Origin of the sequence: Bradyrhizobium sp. CCBAU 53415, assembly GCF_028128735.1 — a bacterium.
Taxonomy (GTDB): Bacteria; Pseudomonadota; Alphaproteobacteria; order Rhizobiales; family Xanthobacteraceae; genus Bradyrhizobium.
Window position 1 is genome coordinate 818,010 of the sequence record NZ_LBJF01000026.1, and the last position, 14,388, is coordinate 832,397.

14 protein-coding genes are annotated in these 14,388 nt (G+C 65.2%); 9 read left to right on the forward strand and 5 right to left on the reverse strand.

Translation table 11 applies throughout. The annotated features are described in order from the left end of the window. The first annotated feature begins 20 nt into the window (after nucleotides 1–20). Complete coding sequence (locus XH87_RS28000) at nucleotides 21–464, forward strand: MarR family winged helix-turn-helix transcriptional regulator (RefSeq protein ID WP_025576502.1); 444 nt, start codon at nucleotides 21–23, stop codon at nucleotides 462–464. Between the two features lie 277 nt (nucleotides 465–741). On the opposite strand, the gene secA is transcribed toward XH87_RS28000, so the two are convergent. Further along, nucleotides 742–3,582 carry a preprotein translocase subunit SecA gene (gene secA / locus XH87_RS28005; RefSeq protein WP_271589702.1) on the reverse strand — a complete coding sequence of 947 codons (2,841 nt, stop codon included), beginning with the start codon at nucleotides 3,580–3,582 and terminating at the stop codon, nucleotides 742–744. 354 nt (nucleotides 3,583–3,936) lie between these two features. Between secA and XH87_RS28010 the strand changes: the two genes are divergently transcribed. The 3 genes from XH87_RS28010 (at nucleotide 3,937) to mutT (ending at nucleotide 6,647) form a co-directional block, all read left to right on the forward strand. Next, nucleotides 3,937–4,887, forward strand: a complete 951-nt coding sequence (locus XH87_RS28010) for a peptidylprolyl isomerase (RefSeq protein WP_271589703.1) — start codon at nucleotides 3,937–3,939, stop codon at nucleotides 4,885–4,887. Between the two features lie 101 nt (nucleotides 4,888–4,988). Next, a complete protein-coding gene (gene argJ, locus XH87_RS28015) occupies nucleotides 4,989–6,230 on the forward strand; it encodes a bifunctional glutamate N-acetyltransferase/amino-acid acetyltransferase ArgJ (protein ID WP_035710098.1) in 1,242 nt (413 codons plus the stop codon). A 6-nt stretch (nucleotides 6,231–6,236) separates the two neighbouring features. After that, complete coding sequence (mutT, locus tag XH87_RS28020; RefSeq protein ID WP_035710103.1) at nucleotides 6,237–6,647, forward strand: 8-oxo-dGTP diphosphatase MutT; 411 nt, start codon at nucleotides 6,237–6,239, stop codon at nucleotides 6,645–6,647. A 154-nt stretch (nucleotides 6,648–6,801) separates the two neighbouring features. On the opposite strand, the gene XH87_RS28025 is transcribed toward mutT, so the two are convergent. Beyond that, nucleotides 6,802–7,650 (reverse strand): methyltransferase domain-containing protein, encoded by an 849-nt coding sequence (locus XH87_RS28025; RefSeq protein ID WP_271589764.1) that lies wholly within the window; start codon nucleotides 7,648–7,650, stop codon nucleotides 6,802–6,804. Between the two features lie 231 nt (nucleotides 7,651–7,881). On the opposite strand from XH87_RS28025, the gene XH87_RS28030 reads away from it, so the two are divergent. From XH87_RS28030 to XH87_RS28045, 4 genes are read left to right on the forward strand one after another with little or no spacing between them, the layout of a single operon-like run. Beyond that, nucleotides 7,882–8,679, forward strand: a complete 798-nt coding sequence (locus XH87_RS28030) for a ComF family protein (RefSeq protein WP_271589704.1) — start codon at nucleotides 7,882–7,884, stop codon at nucleotides 8,677–8,679. Between the two features lie 47 nt (nucleotides 8,680–8,726). Next, entirely contained in the window at nucleotides 8,727–9,002 is a 276-nt protein-coding gene (grxC, locus tag XH87_RS28035; RefSeq protein ID WP_035710112.1) for a glutaredoxin 3, read from the forward strand. Further along, entirely contained in the window at nucleotides 8,999–9,877 is an 879-nt protein-coding gene (locus XH87_RS28040; RefSeq protein WP_271589705.1) for a carbon-nitrogen hydrolase family protein, read from the forward strand. The genes grxC and XH87_RS28040 overlap by 4 nt, the downstream gene beginning before the upstream one ends. Then, nucleotides 9,874–10,356, forward strand: coding sequence for a DUF1178 family protein (locus XH87_RS28045; protein WP_158670926.1), 483 nt, complete (start codon nucleotides 9,874–9,876; stop codon nucleotides 10,354–10,356). The genes XH87_RS28040 and XH87_RS28045 overlap by 4 nt, the downstream gene beginning before the upstream one ends. On the opposite strand, the gene XH87_RS28050 is transcribed toward XH87_RS28045, so the two are convergent. From XH87_RS28050 to XH87_RS28060, 3 genes are all read right to left on the reverse strand, one after another. Further along, the gene (locus tag XH87_RS28050) at nucleotides 10,353–11,252 is read right to left on the reverse strand and encodes an EamA family transporter (protein ID WP_271589706.1); all 900 of its coding nucleotides are present in this window, start codon (nucleotides 11,250–11,252) and stop codon (nucleotides 10,353–10,355) included. The two genes, XH87_RS28045 and XH87_RS28050, sit on opposite strands and share 4 nt — an antisense overlap. Before the next feature lie 303 nt (nucleotides 11,253–11,555). Then, on the reverse strand, nucleotides 11,556–12,323 hold the full coding sequence (gene ubiG / locus XH87_RS28055; RefSeq protein WP_271522395.1) for a bifunctional 2-polyprenyl-6-hydroxyphenol methylase/3-demethylubiquinol 3-O-methyltransferase UbiG: 768 nt from the start codon (nucleotides 12,321–12,323) through the stop codon (nucleotides 11,556–11,558). A gap of 14 nt (nucleotides 12,324–12,337) precedes the next feature. Further along, nucleotides 12,338–12,805 (reverse strand): PH domain-containing protein, encoded by a 468-nt coding sequence (locus XH87_RS28060; protein WP_158670928.1) that lies wholly within the window; start codon nucleotides 12,803–12,805, stop codon nucleotides 12,338–12,340. Nucleotides 12,806–12,959: 154 nt separating this feature from the next. On the opposite strand from XH87_RS28060, the gene XH87_RS28065 reads away from it, so the two are divergent. Beyond that, nucleotides 12,960–14,216 (forward strand): aspartate kinase, encoded by a 1,257-nt coding sequence (locus XH87_RS28065; protein ID WP_271589707.1) that lies wholly within the window; start codon nucleotides 12,960–12,962, stop codon nucleotides 14,214–14,216. The last annotated feature ends 172 nt before the right edge of the window (nucleotides 14,217–14,388 follow it).

The window sequence follows — 14,388 nt, forward strand, 5'->3', positions numbered from 1 at the left end:
GTCAAGACGAAGTCTTAGCCGTGGCAAAACCGTCGAAAGAAAACTCCCCGATCACCGAACATCTCGCCTACCTGCTCGCGCAAGCCAACCGGGAGATCAACCGGCAGCTCGAGCTGCGGTTGAGCAAGGAGGGCGTGCCGGTCGAGCAATGGCGCATCCTGAAGGTGCTGTCGGATGGCAACGGCCATTCGATGGGCGAGCTTGCGGATGCCGTGCTGCTCAACCACCCGACATTGACCAAGATGATCGACCGCATGGTCTCCGACACGCTGGTCTATCGCGTGCAGGATCCGAACGACCGCCGCAAGGTGCTGATGTTCATCTCCGACCGCGGCAAGGTGCTGTGCAAGAAGCTCAACTCGCTCGCGGTGGACCAGGAGGAGCACATCCTGGAGAGCTACGGCGACAAGTCGACCAGCGAGCTCAAGCGGCTCTTGGAGAGCTTGATCGACAGCTCGAATTGAGCCGGGGCGTGAATTGAAACGTCAGCTTGGCGAGCTCTCAACGCTCGTCGTCCCGGACAAGTGCAGCGAAGCGGAGCGCAGATCCGGGATCCATGGCCACAGGCCGTGATTGTTTCAAAGATTCACAACTGTCATCGTCCGCGAAGGCGGGCGATCCAGTATTCCAGAGACGGTTGTGATTGAATCGAGAGGCCGCGGCGTACTGGGTCGCCCGGTCGAGCCGGACGACGACGGCGGAGCGTGAGGCACGACTTCGCGCCTCACTCGGGCTCAAGCCTTACGCATACCGCCCGTGGCAGTGCTTGTACTTCTTGCCGGAGCCGCAGGGGCAATCCTCGTTGCGGCCGACCTTGCCCCAGCTTGTCGGGTTCTTCGGATCGCGCAGCGCCGCGTCGGTGGCCTGGGCGCCGAGCGTGACGCTGGCGAGGGCCATCTCGTCCTCGCCGGTGTTCGGATCGAACTTGTGCGCTTCCATCGCCGGCAGGATGGGAGCTTCCTGCTCCGGCGGGACGATCTCGACCCGCATCAGCTGCGCGGTGACGGCCTCGCGCAAGTGAGCGCTCATCTCCTGGAAGAGGTTGAAAGCCTCCGTCTTGTACTCCTGCAAGGGATCGCGCTGGCCGTAGCCGCGCAGGCCGATGACCTGGCGCAGATGGTCGAGCATGATCAGGTGCTCGCGCCAGAGATGGTCGAGCGTCTGGAGCAGGATGGTCTTCTCGACGTAGCGCATCACGTCGGGACCCCATTGCGCGACCTTGGCCGCCATGTGCTCGTCGGCCTTGGTCTCGATGCGGCTCAGCAGTTCCTCGTCGGCGATGCCCTCTTCCTTGGCCCATTCGTCGACCGGCAGGTCGAGATCGAGCACGCGCTTCAATTCGTCCTTGAGCCCCGCGACGTCCCACTGCTCGGCATAGGCATGCTCGGGCACGTGCTTGGCGACGAGGTCGTCGATGAAGGCGTGGCGCATGTCGGCGACGGTCTCGGCGACGCTCTCGTCCCTCATCAGTTCGACGCGCTGATCGAAGATCACCTTGCGCTGGTCGTTCTGGACGTTGTCGAACTTGAGGAGGTTCTTGCGGATGTCGAAGTTGCGCGCCTCGACCTTCTGCTGCGCCTTCTCCAGCGCCTTGTTGATCCAGGGATGGATGATGGCCTCGCCCTCTTGCAGGCCGAGCCGCTGGAGCATGCTGTCGAGGCGGTCCGAGCCGAAGATACGCATCAGATCGTCTTCCAGCGACAGGAAGAATTTCGACCGGCCGGGATCGCCCTGACGACCGGAACGGCCGCGCAGCTGGTTGTCGATGCGCCGGGATTCGTGGCGCTCGGAGCCGATGATGTAGAGGCCGCCGGGCTTCTTCACGGTCTTGGCGGGCTTGGACCCCTTCGCCGGCTCGATCTCGACAGTCTCCTCGGCCTTCAGCACGATATCGCGGAAGTGCTCGATGTCGGCCTTGATCTGCTCGATCTTCCTGGCCTTCTCGGCCTCGTCGGCGATGCCGGCGGTCTCCTGCTGGATGCGCATCTCCAGCGAGCCACCGAGCTTGATGTCGGTGCCGCGGCCGGCCATGTTGGTGGCGATCGTGATCGCGCCGGGCACGCCGGCTTCCGCGACGATATAGGCTTCCTGCTCGTGAAAGCGCGCGTTCAGCACCGCGAACAGTTTCGCCTGCTTGCCGGCGCGGGCGGCGGCATAGAGCTTGTCGAGCGCGCCTTCCTTGCCGAAATCGATCTGCTTGTAGCCGTGCGACTTCAGGAATTCGGCGAGCACTTCCGATTTCTCGATCGAGGCCGTGCCGACCAGCACCGGCTGCAGCCGCGAATTGGCGCGCTCGATCTCGGCGAGGATGGCGCCGTATTTTTCCTTCTGGGTGCGATAGACCTCGTCGTCCTCGTCGAGGCGGGCGATCGACAGATTGGTCGGGATCTCCACGACCTCGAGCTTGTAGATGTCGAACAGTTCGTCCGCTTCGGTCGCGGCCGTGCCGGTCATGCCCGCCAGCTTCTCGTACATGCGGAAGTAGTTCTGGAAGGTGATCGAGGCCAGCGTCTGGTTCTCGGGCTGGACCTGGACGTGCTCCTTGGCCTCCAGCGCCTGGTGCAGGCCTTCCGAATAGCGGCGGCCCGGCATCATGCGTCCGGTGAACTCGTCGATGATGACGACCTCGTTGTCGCGGACGATGTAGTCCTTGTCGCGGGTGAACAGGGTGTGGGCGCGCAGGGCCTGGTTGATGTGGTGCACGACGGAGACGTTCTCGACGTCGTAGAGCGACTCGCCCTTGAGCTGGCCGGCATCGCGCAGCAGCGTCTCGATCTTCTCCATGCCGGCTTCGGTCAGCGTCACCGTGCGCTGCTTCTCGTCGACCTCGTAATCGGTCTTGTCGAGCTTGGGCAGGAAGCCGTCGATGGTGTTGTAGAAGTCGGAGCGGTCGTCAAGCGGGCCGGAGATGATCAACGGCGTGCGCGCTTCGTCGATCAGGATGGAGTCGACCTCGTCGACGATGGCGAAGAAGTGCGGCCGCTGGACCATGTCCTCGAGCCGGTACTTCATGTTGTCGCGAAGATAGTCGAAGCCGTATTCGTTGTTGGTGCCGTAGGTGATGTCGCAGGCGTAGGCGGCCTTGCGCTCGGCGTCGTCGAGGCCGTGGACGATCACGCCCGTGGTCATGCCGAGGAAGCCGTAGATCTGGCCCATCCAGCCGGAGTCGCGGCGGGCGAGATAGTCGTTGACGGTGACGACGTGGACGCCCTTGCCGGCGAGCGCATTGAGATAGACCGCAAGCGTTGCGACCAGCGTCTTGCCTTCGCCGGTCTTCATCTCGGCGATGTCGCCCTCGTGCAGCACCATGCCGCCGATCAGCTGGACGTCGAAATGGCGCTGGCCGAGCGTGCGCTTGGCGGCCTCGCGCACGGTGGCGAAGGCCGGCACCAGGAGGTCGTCGAGCGTCTTGCCCTCGGCGAGCTGCTTCTTGAATTCGGCGGTGCGGGCCTTGAGCGCCTCGTCGGAGAGTTTCGAGACTTCGGGCTCCAGCGCGTTGATCGCGTTGACGCGGGACTGATATCCCTTTACCCGCCGGTCGTTGGCGGAGCCGAAAAACTTGCGGGCGAGCGCGCCGATCATGCTGAGTTCCTGTGTTCGCGATTTAACCGCGTTGCAGCCAAGAAGTTGTCACCCCCCTGCCTATCAACTCACCGTGACGCCTGGTGGCGTCAGAGCCCGGACTGCGGGAGGTCATCCGCCATATGGGTGGGAATTGGGCAAGTCTGGGTTCAACGGCCAAAAACGCAGCAAAATAAACGCCATCGCCATGGTCGCGACCGCGCAGAGATATGGCCCGGTCAGGGCCTTGTCAACGGCGGGCGCATTGCGGCTAATTCATCATTTTGACAGACTTTTCGCGTTGCCAAGCCCCCCTGAATTGGGCGAGTGTCCGCCCCGCTCGAGCAGCCCCCTGCTTCAACATAAGGATTTTCCATGACCACCTCGTTCCCGGTAACCACCGGCCAGCGTTTCCGCCATGCGTCGGCCCTGGCCGGCAGCCTCGGCTTGACAGCCTGCTTGGCGCTGTCCCTGGCGTTCGCGGGCCCGCTCCGGGCCGCCGATGATCCGGTGCTGGCGAAGGTCAATGGCGCGGAAATCAAGAAGAGCGACGTCACCATGGCCGAGGAGGAACTCGGGCCGAGCCTTGCCCAGATGGACCCGGCGACCAAGGACGAGAACGTCCTGTCCTTCCTGATCGACATGAAGATCGTCAGCAAGGCTGCCGAAGACAAGAAGATCGCCGACAGCGACGAGTTCAAGAAGCGCCTGGCATTCGCCCGCAACCGGCTTCTGATGGACAGCCTGCTCGCCAATGAGGGCAAGGCCGCCACCACGCCGGACGCGATGAAGAAGGTCTATGAGGAGGCCTCCAAGCAGATCACCGGCGAGCAGGAGGTGCGCGCCCGCCACATCCTGGTCGAGACCGAGGACGAGGCCAAGGCGGTGAAGGCCGAGCTCGACAAGGGCGCCGATTTCGCCGAGCTCGCCAAGAAGAAGTCCAAGGATCCGGGCTCCGCCGATGGCGGCGACCTCGGCTTCTTCACCAAGGAGCAGATGGTGCCGGAGTTCTCCGCCGTGGCCTTCGCACTGGAGCCGGGCAAGATCTCCGATCCGGTGAAGTCGCAGTTCGGCTGGCACATCATCAAGGTCGAGGAAAAGCGCAACCGCAAGGCGCCGGACTTCGAGCAGGTCAAGGCCCAGATCGAGCAGTACGTGACCCGCAAGGCCCAGGCCGAGTACGTCGCCAAGCTGCGCACCGAAGCCAAGGTCGAGCGGCTCGATCAGCCGGCTGCGGATGCGTCCAAGGACGCCAAGTCCGATGCGAAGCCGGCGGACGCTGCCAAGCCGTCCGACAGCAAGATGGCGCCGCCGGCGAAGAAGTAAGAATTCGCTGTCACTTCGCTGACGCCGAGAGTATCTAAGCATAGCAATGGCCGGGCATCCCCCGGCCATCTGCATGTCCAGACCTACCAAGGCGCCCCACGATGTCCTCTGCCGTCTCTCCGCTCGCCCCCAAAACCGTCCCTGATATGCCTGTGATCGCGGGCATCCGTCTTGCGACGGCCGAAGCCGGCATCCGCTACAAGAACCGCACCGACGTGCTGCTGGCGGTGATGGACAAGGGCACCGCCGTCGCCGGCGTCTTCACCAAGTCGAAGTGCCCCTCTGCCCCCGTGGAATGGTGCCGCGCCAAGCTGAAGGGCGGCAAGGCCCGCGCGCTCGTGGTCAATTCCGGCAATGCCAATGCCTTCACCGGCAAGACCGGCCGCGCCTCCACCGCGCTGACCGCGAAGATCGCCGCCAAGGCGGTCGGGTGCAGCGAGGGTGAGATATTCCTCGCCTCGACCGGCGTGATCGGCGAGCCGCTGGACGCGACCAAGTTTGACGGCGTGCTGGGCCGCCTCGCCGAGACCGCCGAGCCCGGCGACTATCTCGCCGCAGCCAAGGCGATCATGACCACCGACACATTCCCGAAGGTCGCGACCGCGACCGTCAAGCTCGGCAAGGCCAAGGTCACCATCAACGGCATGGCCAAGGGCGCCGGCATGATCGCGCCCGACATGGCGACCATGCTGTCCTTCATCTTCACCGACGCGCCGATCGCGCCCGCGGCCCTGCAGGCGCTGCTCAGGAGCGGCGTCGAGGACACTTTCAATGCGGTGACGATCGACGGCGACACCTCGACCTCGGACACGCTGCTGGCTTTTGCGACCGGCGCCGCCGCCGAGCACGGCGCACCGAAGATCGGCCGCGCCAGCGATCCGCGCCTGAAGGCTTTCGTCAAGGCCTTCAACCAGGTGCTCGCCAACCTCGCCGAGCAGGTGGCGCGCGACGGCGAAGGCGCCCGCAAGCTGGTCGAGATCACGGTCGAGGGCGCCAAGACCAAGGCCTCGGCGCGCAAGATCGCGATGTCGATCGCCAACTCGCCGCTGGTGAAGACCGCAATCGCGGGCGAGGATGCCAATTGGGGCCGCGTGGTGATGGCGGTCGGCAAGGCCGGCGAGCCGGCCGATCGCGACAAGCTCTCGATCTCGTTCAACGGCATCCGCGTCGCCAAGAGCGGCGCGCGCGATCCCGACTACGACGAAGCGCAGGTGTCCGAGGCGATGAAGGCGCCGGAGATCGCGATCAAGGTGTCGCTCGGGCTCGGCAAGGGCCGCGACCGCGTGCTGACCTGCGACCTCACCAAGGAATACGTCGCGATCAACGGGGATTACAGGTCGTAAGGCAGCATGGCCGATCTCAAGCTCACACTGGTGGTGGCCTGCGCGCTGGTCGATGCCGACAAGCGCGTCCTGATCGCGCAACGCCCCGAGGGCAAGGCGCTGGCCGGCCTCTGGGAATTTCCGGGCGGCAAGCTCGAGGTGGGCGAGCGGCCGGAGCAGAGCCTGATCCGCGAGCTCCACGAGGAGCTCGGCATCACGGTCGCCGAACCATGCCTGGCGCCGCTGACCTTCGCCAGCTACGGCTACGAGACCTTTCACCTGTTGATGCCGCTCTACATCTGCCGGCGCTGGGAGGGGCAGGTGACGGCGCGCGAAGGCCAGGCTCTTGCCTGGGTCCGCGCCAACAAGCTGCGCGACTATCCGATGCCGCCGGCGGACATTCCGCTGATTCCGCATTTGATCGATCTGCTGATGTGAGTTGCACCGTGCCCCGGACGCAGCGCAACGCTCCCGGCGATGCGAAGCATCGTCCGGTGCGGTGCGCTGCAGAGCCGGGGCCCCTACTTGCGGCGGACTGGGTCCCGGCTCTGCGCAGCAGCGTAAGAACGCTGCAGCGCGTCCGGGACACGCGTCACTCCTTCCCCACCTTCTTCACCGCCTCGGCCAGGCTCGCCCTGGCCGAGCCGGGCTTGAGCGGCTGCTGCTGGCTCGCATGCGGGGCCCAGCCTGAGAGCCAGATGATGTCGAACGTTGCGCGAATGCGGCCGTCGGCATCGGCAAAGCGCGCGGCATAGATCTCGGCCATGCGCAGCAGCGTCGCGCGCCGGCTCGGCGTGCGACGGCGCTCGATCAGCACATTGGCCGCACCCATGCGGCGGAGATCCTGCATCAGCGCGAACGCATTGCCATAGCGCACCACCACGCGGTCGACATCGGTGACCGGCAGCGCGAAGCCCGCCCGCTGCAACAGCGCGCCGATGTCGCGCAGATCGGCGAACGGCGCCACGCGCGGCGACATGCCGCCCTCGCATTCCGCTTCCGCCGCGGCAAAGGCCTGGCGCAGCTCGGTCAGGCTGTCGCCGCCGATCATCGCGGCGAGCAGCAGGCCGTCCGGCCTCAGCGCCCGGCGAACCTGCGCAAGCACACCCGGCAGGTCGTTGACGAATTGCAGCGCCAGCGCCGAGACGACGAGGTCGAGGCTTTCCGGCGCGAAGGGCAGTGTCTCCGCACCCGTCGCGTCGGGCTCAATCCGCGCGATTGTCGGAAGCCGTGAGCGCAACGCCGTGAGCCCGTCGCCGGGCGTCCAGAGATCAGCCGGTGCGTGAAACTCGCGCATCACCGCCGCCAGCCGGTCGGACATGTCCTCGGCAACACGATCGAGCAGGAATGTCACCTCGCCCTGCGCCCGAGCACGCCGCTGCCGTGCGTGCAGCAAGGCACGATCGAACAGGACGGGCGGAATCTGGGAGTTTCGAGCCATGCCGCTGGTTACGCCGATCTCCACGGTTCTGGCAACGCTCTCGTGTCCCGGACGCGCTGCAGCCCTCTTGCGCTGCTGCGCAGAGCCAGGACCCAGAACGCAACACGGTATAATGCCGCGACATGGGCCCCGGCTCTGCAGCGCACCGCCGAAGTGGCGCTGCGCTGCGTCCGGGGCACGAGACCGGTACAGCCGCTTGAGCCCACGCAAACGGAGCGCTAGCCTCCCCTCATGGAAGCCGACACTGCCCCTCCCCGTTCCATCGCCGCACCGCTGCGGGCCGCGTGGACGGCTGGCCGCCACGTGCTGTCGCGCGCAGCACGGCTCGCGCTCGACATCGCGCTGCCGACGCAGTGCGTATCCTGTCACGAGCCGGTCGACGGCGAGGGCGTTTGCGCTTCGTGCTGGGCGCGGCTGTCGTTCATCGAGCGGCCCTATTGCCCGCGGCTCGGCATTCCCTTCGTCTATGACCCCGGCCCCGACATGCTGTCGATGGAGGCGATCGCCAGCCCGCCGGCCTACCAGCGCGCCCGCGCGGCGGTACGTTACGACGATGTGGCACGCACATTGGTTCACGCGCTGAAATACCAGGACCGCACCGATCTCGCGCCCGCCATGGGCCGCTGGATGGCGCGGGCGGGCGGCGAGTTGCTCGCCGGCGCCGACATGCTGGTGCCCGTTCCCCTGCATTGGCGGCGGGCCTGGCGACGCCGCTACAACCAGTCCGGAGCGCTGGCGCGCATCATCGAACGGCAGAGCGGCGTCAAGGTGCAGAGCGAGGTGCTGCGCCGGGTGCGTGCCACAGAGCAGCAGATCGGCCTGTCGCGCGCCCAGCGCGCCACCAACGTGCAGGGCGCATTTCAGGTATCCCCCGACCGTCAGGCCGAGGTCCAGGGTCGCCGCATTGTCCTGGTCGACGATGTCCTGACGTCAGGGGCGACGCTGGACGCCTGCGCGCGGGTCCTGCTCCGCGCCAGGGCGGCCCAGGTCGACGTGCTGGTCTTCGCCCGGGTTGTGGAGATCAGATGAAGTCCCATATAATTCAATGAATTCATGACATGAGAGCGCCAGACGAGATGACTGCTGCTGTCGAGATCTACACCAGGCCGGGCTGCGGCTATTGTTCCGCCGCCAAGTCGCTGCTGACCCGCAAGAAGGCGACCTTCACCGAATTCGATGTCGCCAAGAACCCGTCCTGGCGCCAGGAAATGTACGGCCGCGCCGGCCAGGGTTCGACGTTCCCGCAGATCTGGATCGGCGGCACCCATGTCGGCGGCTGCGACGACCTCTATGCGCTCGACCGCGAAGGCAAGCTCGACGGCATGCTCGAGAGCGTGAAGGCCGCGACATGAGCGAGAATCGCACCTTCACCGCCGCCATGGTGCAGATGCGCACCGGCCTGATGCCGGGGCCAAGCCTCGAACAGGCAACGAGGCTGATCCGGCAGGCTGCGGCCAACGGCGCCGACTACGTGCAGACGCCCGAAGTCAGCAACATGATGCAGCTGAACCGCAAGGTGTTGTTCGAGCATCTGCAGAGCGAAGAGGACGACAGCTCGCTGAAGGCCTACCGGGCGCTCGCGGCGGAATTGAAGATTCATCTCCATGTCGGCTCGCTGGCGCTGCGCTTCTCGCCCGAGAAGGCGGTCAACCGCTCCTTCCTGATCGGGCCCGAGGGCAATGTGCTCGCGAGCTACGACAAGATCCACATGTTCGACATCGAGCTGCCGGACGGCGAGAGCTATCGCGAATCCGCCAATTACCAGCCCGGCGAGACCGCCGTGATCTCGGATCTGCCCTGGGGCCGCGTGGGCTTGACGATCTGCTACGACGTGCGCTTCCCCGCGCTTTACCGTGCCCTTGCCGAGAGCGGCGCCTATTTCATCACGGTGCCGTCGGCCTTCACCCGCAAGACCGGCGAAGCGCATTGGCACGTGCTGCTGCGCGCACGCGCGATCGAGACCGGCTGCTTCGTCTTCGCCGCGGCGCAGGCAGGCACCCACGAGAACAAGCGCGAGACTTACGGCCATTCGCTGATCATCGATCCCTGGGGCGAGATCCTCGCCGAGGGCGATGTCGAGCCGGGCATCATCATGGCCAGGATCGATCCGGCCAAGGTCGAGACCGCCCGCCGGGCGATTCCCTCGCTCCAGCATGGCCGCCGCTTCGGCGTCTCCGATCCCAAGGCGGGACCGGACCATTTGCACCTCGTGCGGGGATCGGCATGATCCGCTACGCCCTTCGCTGCGACCGGGACCACGACTTCGAGAGCTGGTTTCAGAGCTCGTCGGCCTATGATTCGCAGGTGAAGCGGAAGCTCGTGACCTGCCCGATCTGCGGCTCGGCCAAGGTCGAGAAGGCCATCATGGCGCCGCGCATCGTCGGCAAGAAGGGCCGCGGCCGCGCGGCTCCGCCGGAGCCGGTCAGCCCGGCCACGACGCCCGACGCCGCACCGTCAGGACCGACCTCGCTGCTGATGGCGCAGGAGCGCGAGCTTCGCGCCAAGCTCAAGGAGCTGCGCGATCACATCGTCAAGAACGCCGACAATGTCGGCGAGCGGTTTGCCAACGAAGCCCGCGCAATGCATTACGGCGACAAGGAGCACCGTCCGATCTATGGCGAGGCCTCTCCGGAGGAAGCGAAGTCGCTGATCGACGAAGGCATCGAGGTGTCGCCGCTGCCGACCCTGCCGGAAGACCGGAATTAAGCTCCTACCAGAACAGCCACGCCGACGACGATCAACGCGATGCCTGCAAGCTCGCGCGGCGCGATTGGCTGCTTGAACGAGTAGTAGGCTACGGCTTGCGCGAACAGCACCTCGATCAAGGCGAGCGTGCGGACATTGGCGGCGGCCGTCAGTGCGAAGGCCAGGAACCAGAATTGCGAGGCGAAGGCGCCCGTGAAGCCCGCGAGCATCGACGGCCGCCATAGTCCGAGGATTCCCCGCAACACGTCCGGCGCGCGCCAGAGCAGATAGATCGTCAAGACCAGCGTCTGCACGAACAGGCCGAGCACCAGAGTGAACGATGCTGAGGTCACGAAAGATACGCCCGGCACGTTGATGATGGCACCGCGAAAACCGACCGCGGACAGCGCGAAGGCCGCGGCCGCAACAAGGCCGGTGATGGTCGGTTTCAGCTCGGCAAAGCTCTTCTCGCCGCCCGGTCGGAGCGCGGTGATGACGACGCCGACGGTGGCGATCACGATCGCGAGGACCTTCAGCCAGGTGAGGTGATCGCCGAGGAAGACGAAGCCGAAGATCGCGGTCTGGATCGCTTCGGTCTTCAGGTAAGCCGTCGTCACGACAAAGGAGCGGTCGTTCATGGCGAGCAGCATCAGGCCAGTGGCAACGATCTGGCTGAGTGCGCCCAATAGCAGCCACGGCCAGAACACGGTCGGCGGCATGCTCAGATGATCGCCGGTCGCGAACAGCACCAACCCCAGGAACAGCAGCGAGAACGGGAAGCCGAACAGGAAGCGGATATTGGTCGCGCCCCAGGTCCCCAGCGGCTTCGTCAACGACCGCTGCATCGCATTGCGCGCGACCTGCCCGAGCGCGGCGATGACGGTGAAGGGAATCCAGAGGCTGGCGACGGTGAGCATGGGAGTGGGGGCGAGGGAGCTAAGTGGCTAGAAAGGTAGGTTGACTAGCGTGACGGGAAGCGACTCACTGGTCAACCACATGGGCGTCATGGGTGCGATGCTCTCGCAACAAGTTCGGTGTCATCCCTGCGAACGCAGGGACCCATAACCCCAGGGAGAAGTTTGGCGAAGACTGCCGACCCGTGCATCTCGCACCGAACCCCATCGACAGATTCCGCGGTATGGGTCCCTGCTTTCGCACTAGTGCGTTCGCAGGGACGACACCGTGCTCGGAGTAACAGCTCGTACCTCACCCACGGTAGTTCACACCATGGCTTCCGCGACCACCATGTAGTTCACGTCCATGTCGGACGAGAGGGTCCATTTGTCGGCGAAGGGTGAGTAGACCACGCCGGTCTGCTCGGTGATGACGAGACGGTTGTCGAGCAGGTATTTTGTCAGTTCGTCGGGGGTGACGAACTTGTTCCATTCGTGAGTGCCGCGCGGCAGCCAGCGCAGCACGTATTCGGCGCCGACGATGGCGAGCGCGAAGCTCTTCCAGTTGCGGTTCAGCGTCGAGACCACCATCAGCCCGTTCGGCTTCAGCATCGAGGCGCAACGCTTGAGGAAAACGCCGACATCGACGACGTGCTCGACCACCTCCATCGCCAGCACGATGTCGAAGCGCTCGCGCGGGTCGATCTCCTCCACCGTGGTGCAGCGATAGTCGATCGCGAGATGGCTCCTGTCGGCATGGAGCTTCGCCGCGGCGATGTTGCTGGCCGAGGGATCGATGCCGATGACCTGTGCGCCCAGCCGCGACAGCGGCTCGCACAGCAAGCCGGCACCGCAGCCGATGTCGAGCACGCGCAAGCCGCCGAGACAGTTCAGGCTGCGCACGTTGCGCTCGAACTTGCGACAGGCGGCGTCGCGGATGTAGCCGAGCCGCAGCGGGTTGATCCGGTGCAACGGCGCCATCTTGCCGTTGGGGTCCCACCACTCGGCCGAGAGCTTGGAAAATTTTGCGATCTCGGCGGCGTCGACGGTCGAGCCCGGCTGGGCGGCGGCTGAAGTATTTTGCTGCATGCTCATGGTTACGCGCGGTCCTACCGCGTGGTGATCGAACTACGGAAGGCGAGCGGCGAGGCGATGGTCTTGATCGTCTCGATTCCCTCGCCGACGCCGCGAATCGTCACGTCGCCGTAGTTGAGAATACGTCCAAGAATGGTCTGGTCGACATCGACGCTCTCGACCTTGTCCAGCGCCATCTCGAAGGTCCGGCGCTTGATGAAACCGGTCTTGTGCACGACCCTGAGGTTGGTGACGTCGGTCTCGGTGGTGAAGCGATGGAACCAGCCCTTGATGGTCCAATACAGGGCCGCCAGCGCCACGAGAGCGGAGGCTCCGAGGCAAAGCAGAACGAGCCAGTCGACGGTCGCCTGCCGCGACAGGATGAGCAGGGCCAGCGCCACGATCCAGGCCACGATGGCCGGAAAGTAGAAGATCCAGTGCGCATTGGTCGAATACAGCACCCGCTCGCCCGGTTGCAGGATCTCGTCGATATAGCGCGCCATGACCTCGGTTAACCCACTTCCCCCGCGCCCTGCCCCCGCAGGAACCCGCTTGCCCCCGGCCCCGCCGCTCTGTATACGCGCGGTCGGTGTCCGCGAGGCGCCCGTCCAGTGCGGGTCACCATACTGATCCTTATGAAGGAATGCACGCGTCGTCATGAGCCGCCTCGTGATGAAATTCGGCGGCACGTCCGTCGCCAACATCGAACGTATCCGCAACGTCGCACGCCATGTGAAGCGTGAGGTCGATGCCGGCCATGAAGTGGCCGTGGTCGTCTCGGCGATGGCCGGCAAGACCAACGAGCTGGTCGCCTGGTGCACCGAGGCCTCGCCGATGCACGATGCGCGCGAATACGACGCCGTGGTCGCCTCGGGCGAACAGGTGACCTCAGGCCTCCTTGCCATCGTGCTCCAGGGCATGGGCATCCAGGCCCGCTCCTGGCAGGGCTGGCAGATCCCGATCAAGACCAGCGACGCCCATGCCTCGGCCCGGATCGAGGACATCGACGGCGGCGAGATCATCAAGCGGTTTCGGGAGCGCAAGGAGGTCGCGGTCATCGCCGGCTTCCAGGGCGTCAACTCCGAGACCAGCCGCATCACCACGCTCGGCCGCGGCGGCTCCGACACCTCGGCGGTGGCGATCGCCGCCGCCGTCAAGGCGGACCGCTGCGACATCTACACCGACGTCGACGGTGTCTACACCACCGATCCGCGAATCGTGCCGAAGGCCCGCCGCCTCGACAAGATGGCGTTCGAAGACATGCTGGAACTGGCCTCGCAGGGCGCAAAAGTGCTCCAGGTCCGCTCGGTGGAACTCGGCATGGTCCACAACATGCCGATCTTCGTCCGCTCGAGCTTCGACAAGCCCGAGGATATCGACCCGCATGCCAACCAGCCGCCCGGCACGCTGATCTGCAGCGAGGAGGAGATCATGGAAAGCCACGTCGTCACCGGCATCGCCTTTTCGAAGGACGAGGCCCAGATCTCGGTGCGCCAGATCGAGGACAAGCCCGGCGTTGCGGCCTCGATCTTCGGCCCGCTGGCGGATGCCAACATCAACGTCGACATGATCGTGCAGAATGTTTCCGAGGACGGCAAGACCACCGACCTCACCTTCACGGTGCCGGCCGCCGACTACACCCGCGCCAAGGATACGATTACCGCGGCCAAGACCAGGATCGGCTATGCGCGGCTCGATACCGCCACGGACGTCGCCAAGATCTCGGTCATCGGCAGCGGCATGCGCAGCCATGCCGGCGTCGCCGCCCAGGCGTTCTCGGCCCTCGCCGGGCGGAACATCAACATCCGGGCCATTACAACCTCCGAGATCAAATTCTCGGTTCTGATCGACGCCGCCTATACCGAGCTGGCGGTGCGCACCCTGCATACGCTCTACGGGCTCGATCAGGCCTGAAGCGCGCCCCCGTCGTCGCGCTTCAGATTGTCGTTCAAGCATGGTCTTTCCGGAAAACCACTTCGCACTTTTCGGACCATGCCTAGGCTAATTTTCTCTTAGCGGTCGCAGCAAACGCGAAGGTGTACACACCTTCGCGTTTGGCAGGCGTTTTGCTTGGCAAAACAAGCCT

Excerpts from the sequence above, each read along its gene's own strand:
- XH87_RS28010 (WP_271589703.1), top strand. The coding sequence starts at position 3,937 with ATGACCACCTCGTTCCCGGTAACCACCGGCCAGCGTTTCCGCCATGCG.
- XH87_RS28025 (WP_271589764.1), bottom strand. The coding sequence starts at position 7,650 with ATGGCTCGAAACTCCCAGATTCCGCCCGTCCTGTTCGATCGTGCCTTG.
- XH87_RS28040 (WP_271589705.1), top strand. The coding sequence starts at position 8,999 with ATGAGCGAGAATCGCACCTTCACCGCCGCCATGGTGCAGATGCGCACC.
- XH87_RS28030 (WP_271589704.1), top strand. The coding sequence starts at position 7,882 with ATGGAAGCCGACACTGCCCCTCCCCGTTCCATCGCCGCACCGCTGCGG.
- ubiG (WP_271522395.1), bottom strand. The coding sequence starts at position 12,323 with ATGAGCATGCAGCAAAATACTTCAGCCGCCGCCCAGCCGGGCTCGACC.
- secA (WP_271589702.1), bottom strand. The coding sequence starts at position 3,582 with ATGATCGGCGCGCTCGCCCGCAAGTTTTTCGGCTCCGCCAACGACCGG.
- XH87_RS28060 (WP_158670928.1), bottom strand. The coding sequence starts at position 12,805 with ATGGCGCGCTATATCGACGAGATCCTGCAACCGGGCGAGCGGGTGCTG.
- XH87_RS28050 (WP_271589706.1), bottom strand. The coding sequence starts at position 11,252 with ATGCTCACCGTCGCCAGCCTCTGGATTCCCTTCACCGTCATCGCCGCG.
- XH87_RS28065 (WP_271589707.1), top strand. The coding sequence starts at position 12,960 with ATGAGCCGCCTCGTGATGAAATTCGGCGGCACGTCCGTCGCCAACATC.
- XH87_RS28045 (WP_158670926.1), top strand. The coding sequence starts at position 9,874 with ATGATCCGCTACGCCCTTCGCTGCGACCGGGACCACGACTTCGAGAGC.
- grxC (WP_035710112.1), top strand. The coding sequence starts at position 8,727 with ATGACTGCTGCTGTCGAGATCTACACCAGGCCGGGCTGCGGCTATTGT.
- argJ (WP_035710098.1), top strand. The coding sequence starts at position 4,989 with ATGTCCTCTGCCGTCTCTCCGCTCGCCCCCAAAACCGTCCCTGATATG.
- mutT (WP_035710103.1), top strand. The coding sequence starts at position 6,237 with ATGGCCGATCTCAAGCTCACACTGGTGGTGGCCTGCGCGCTGGTCGAT.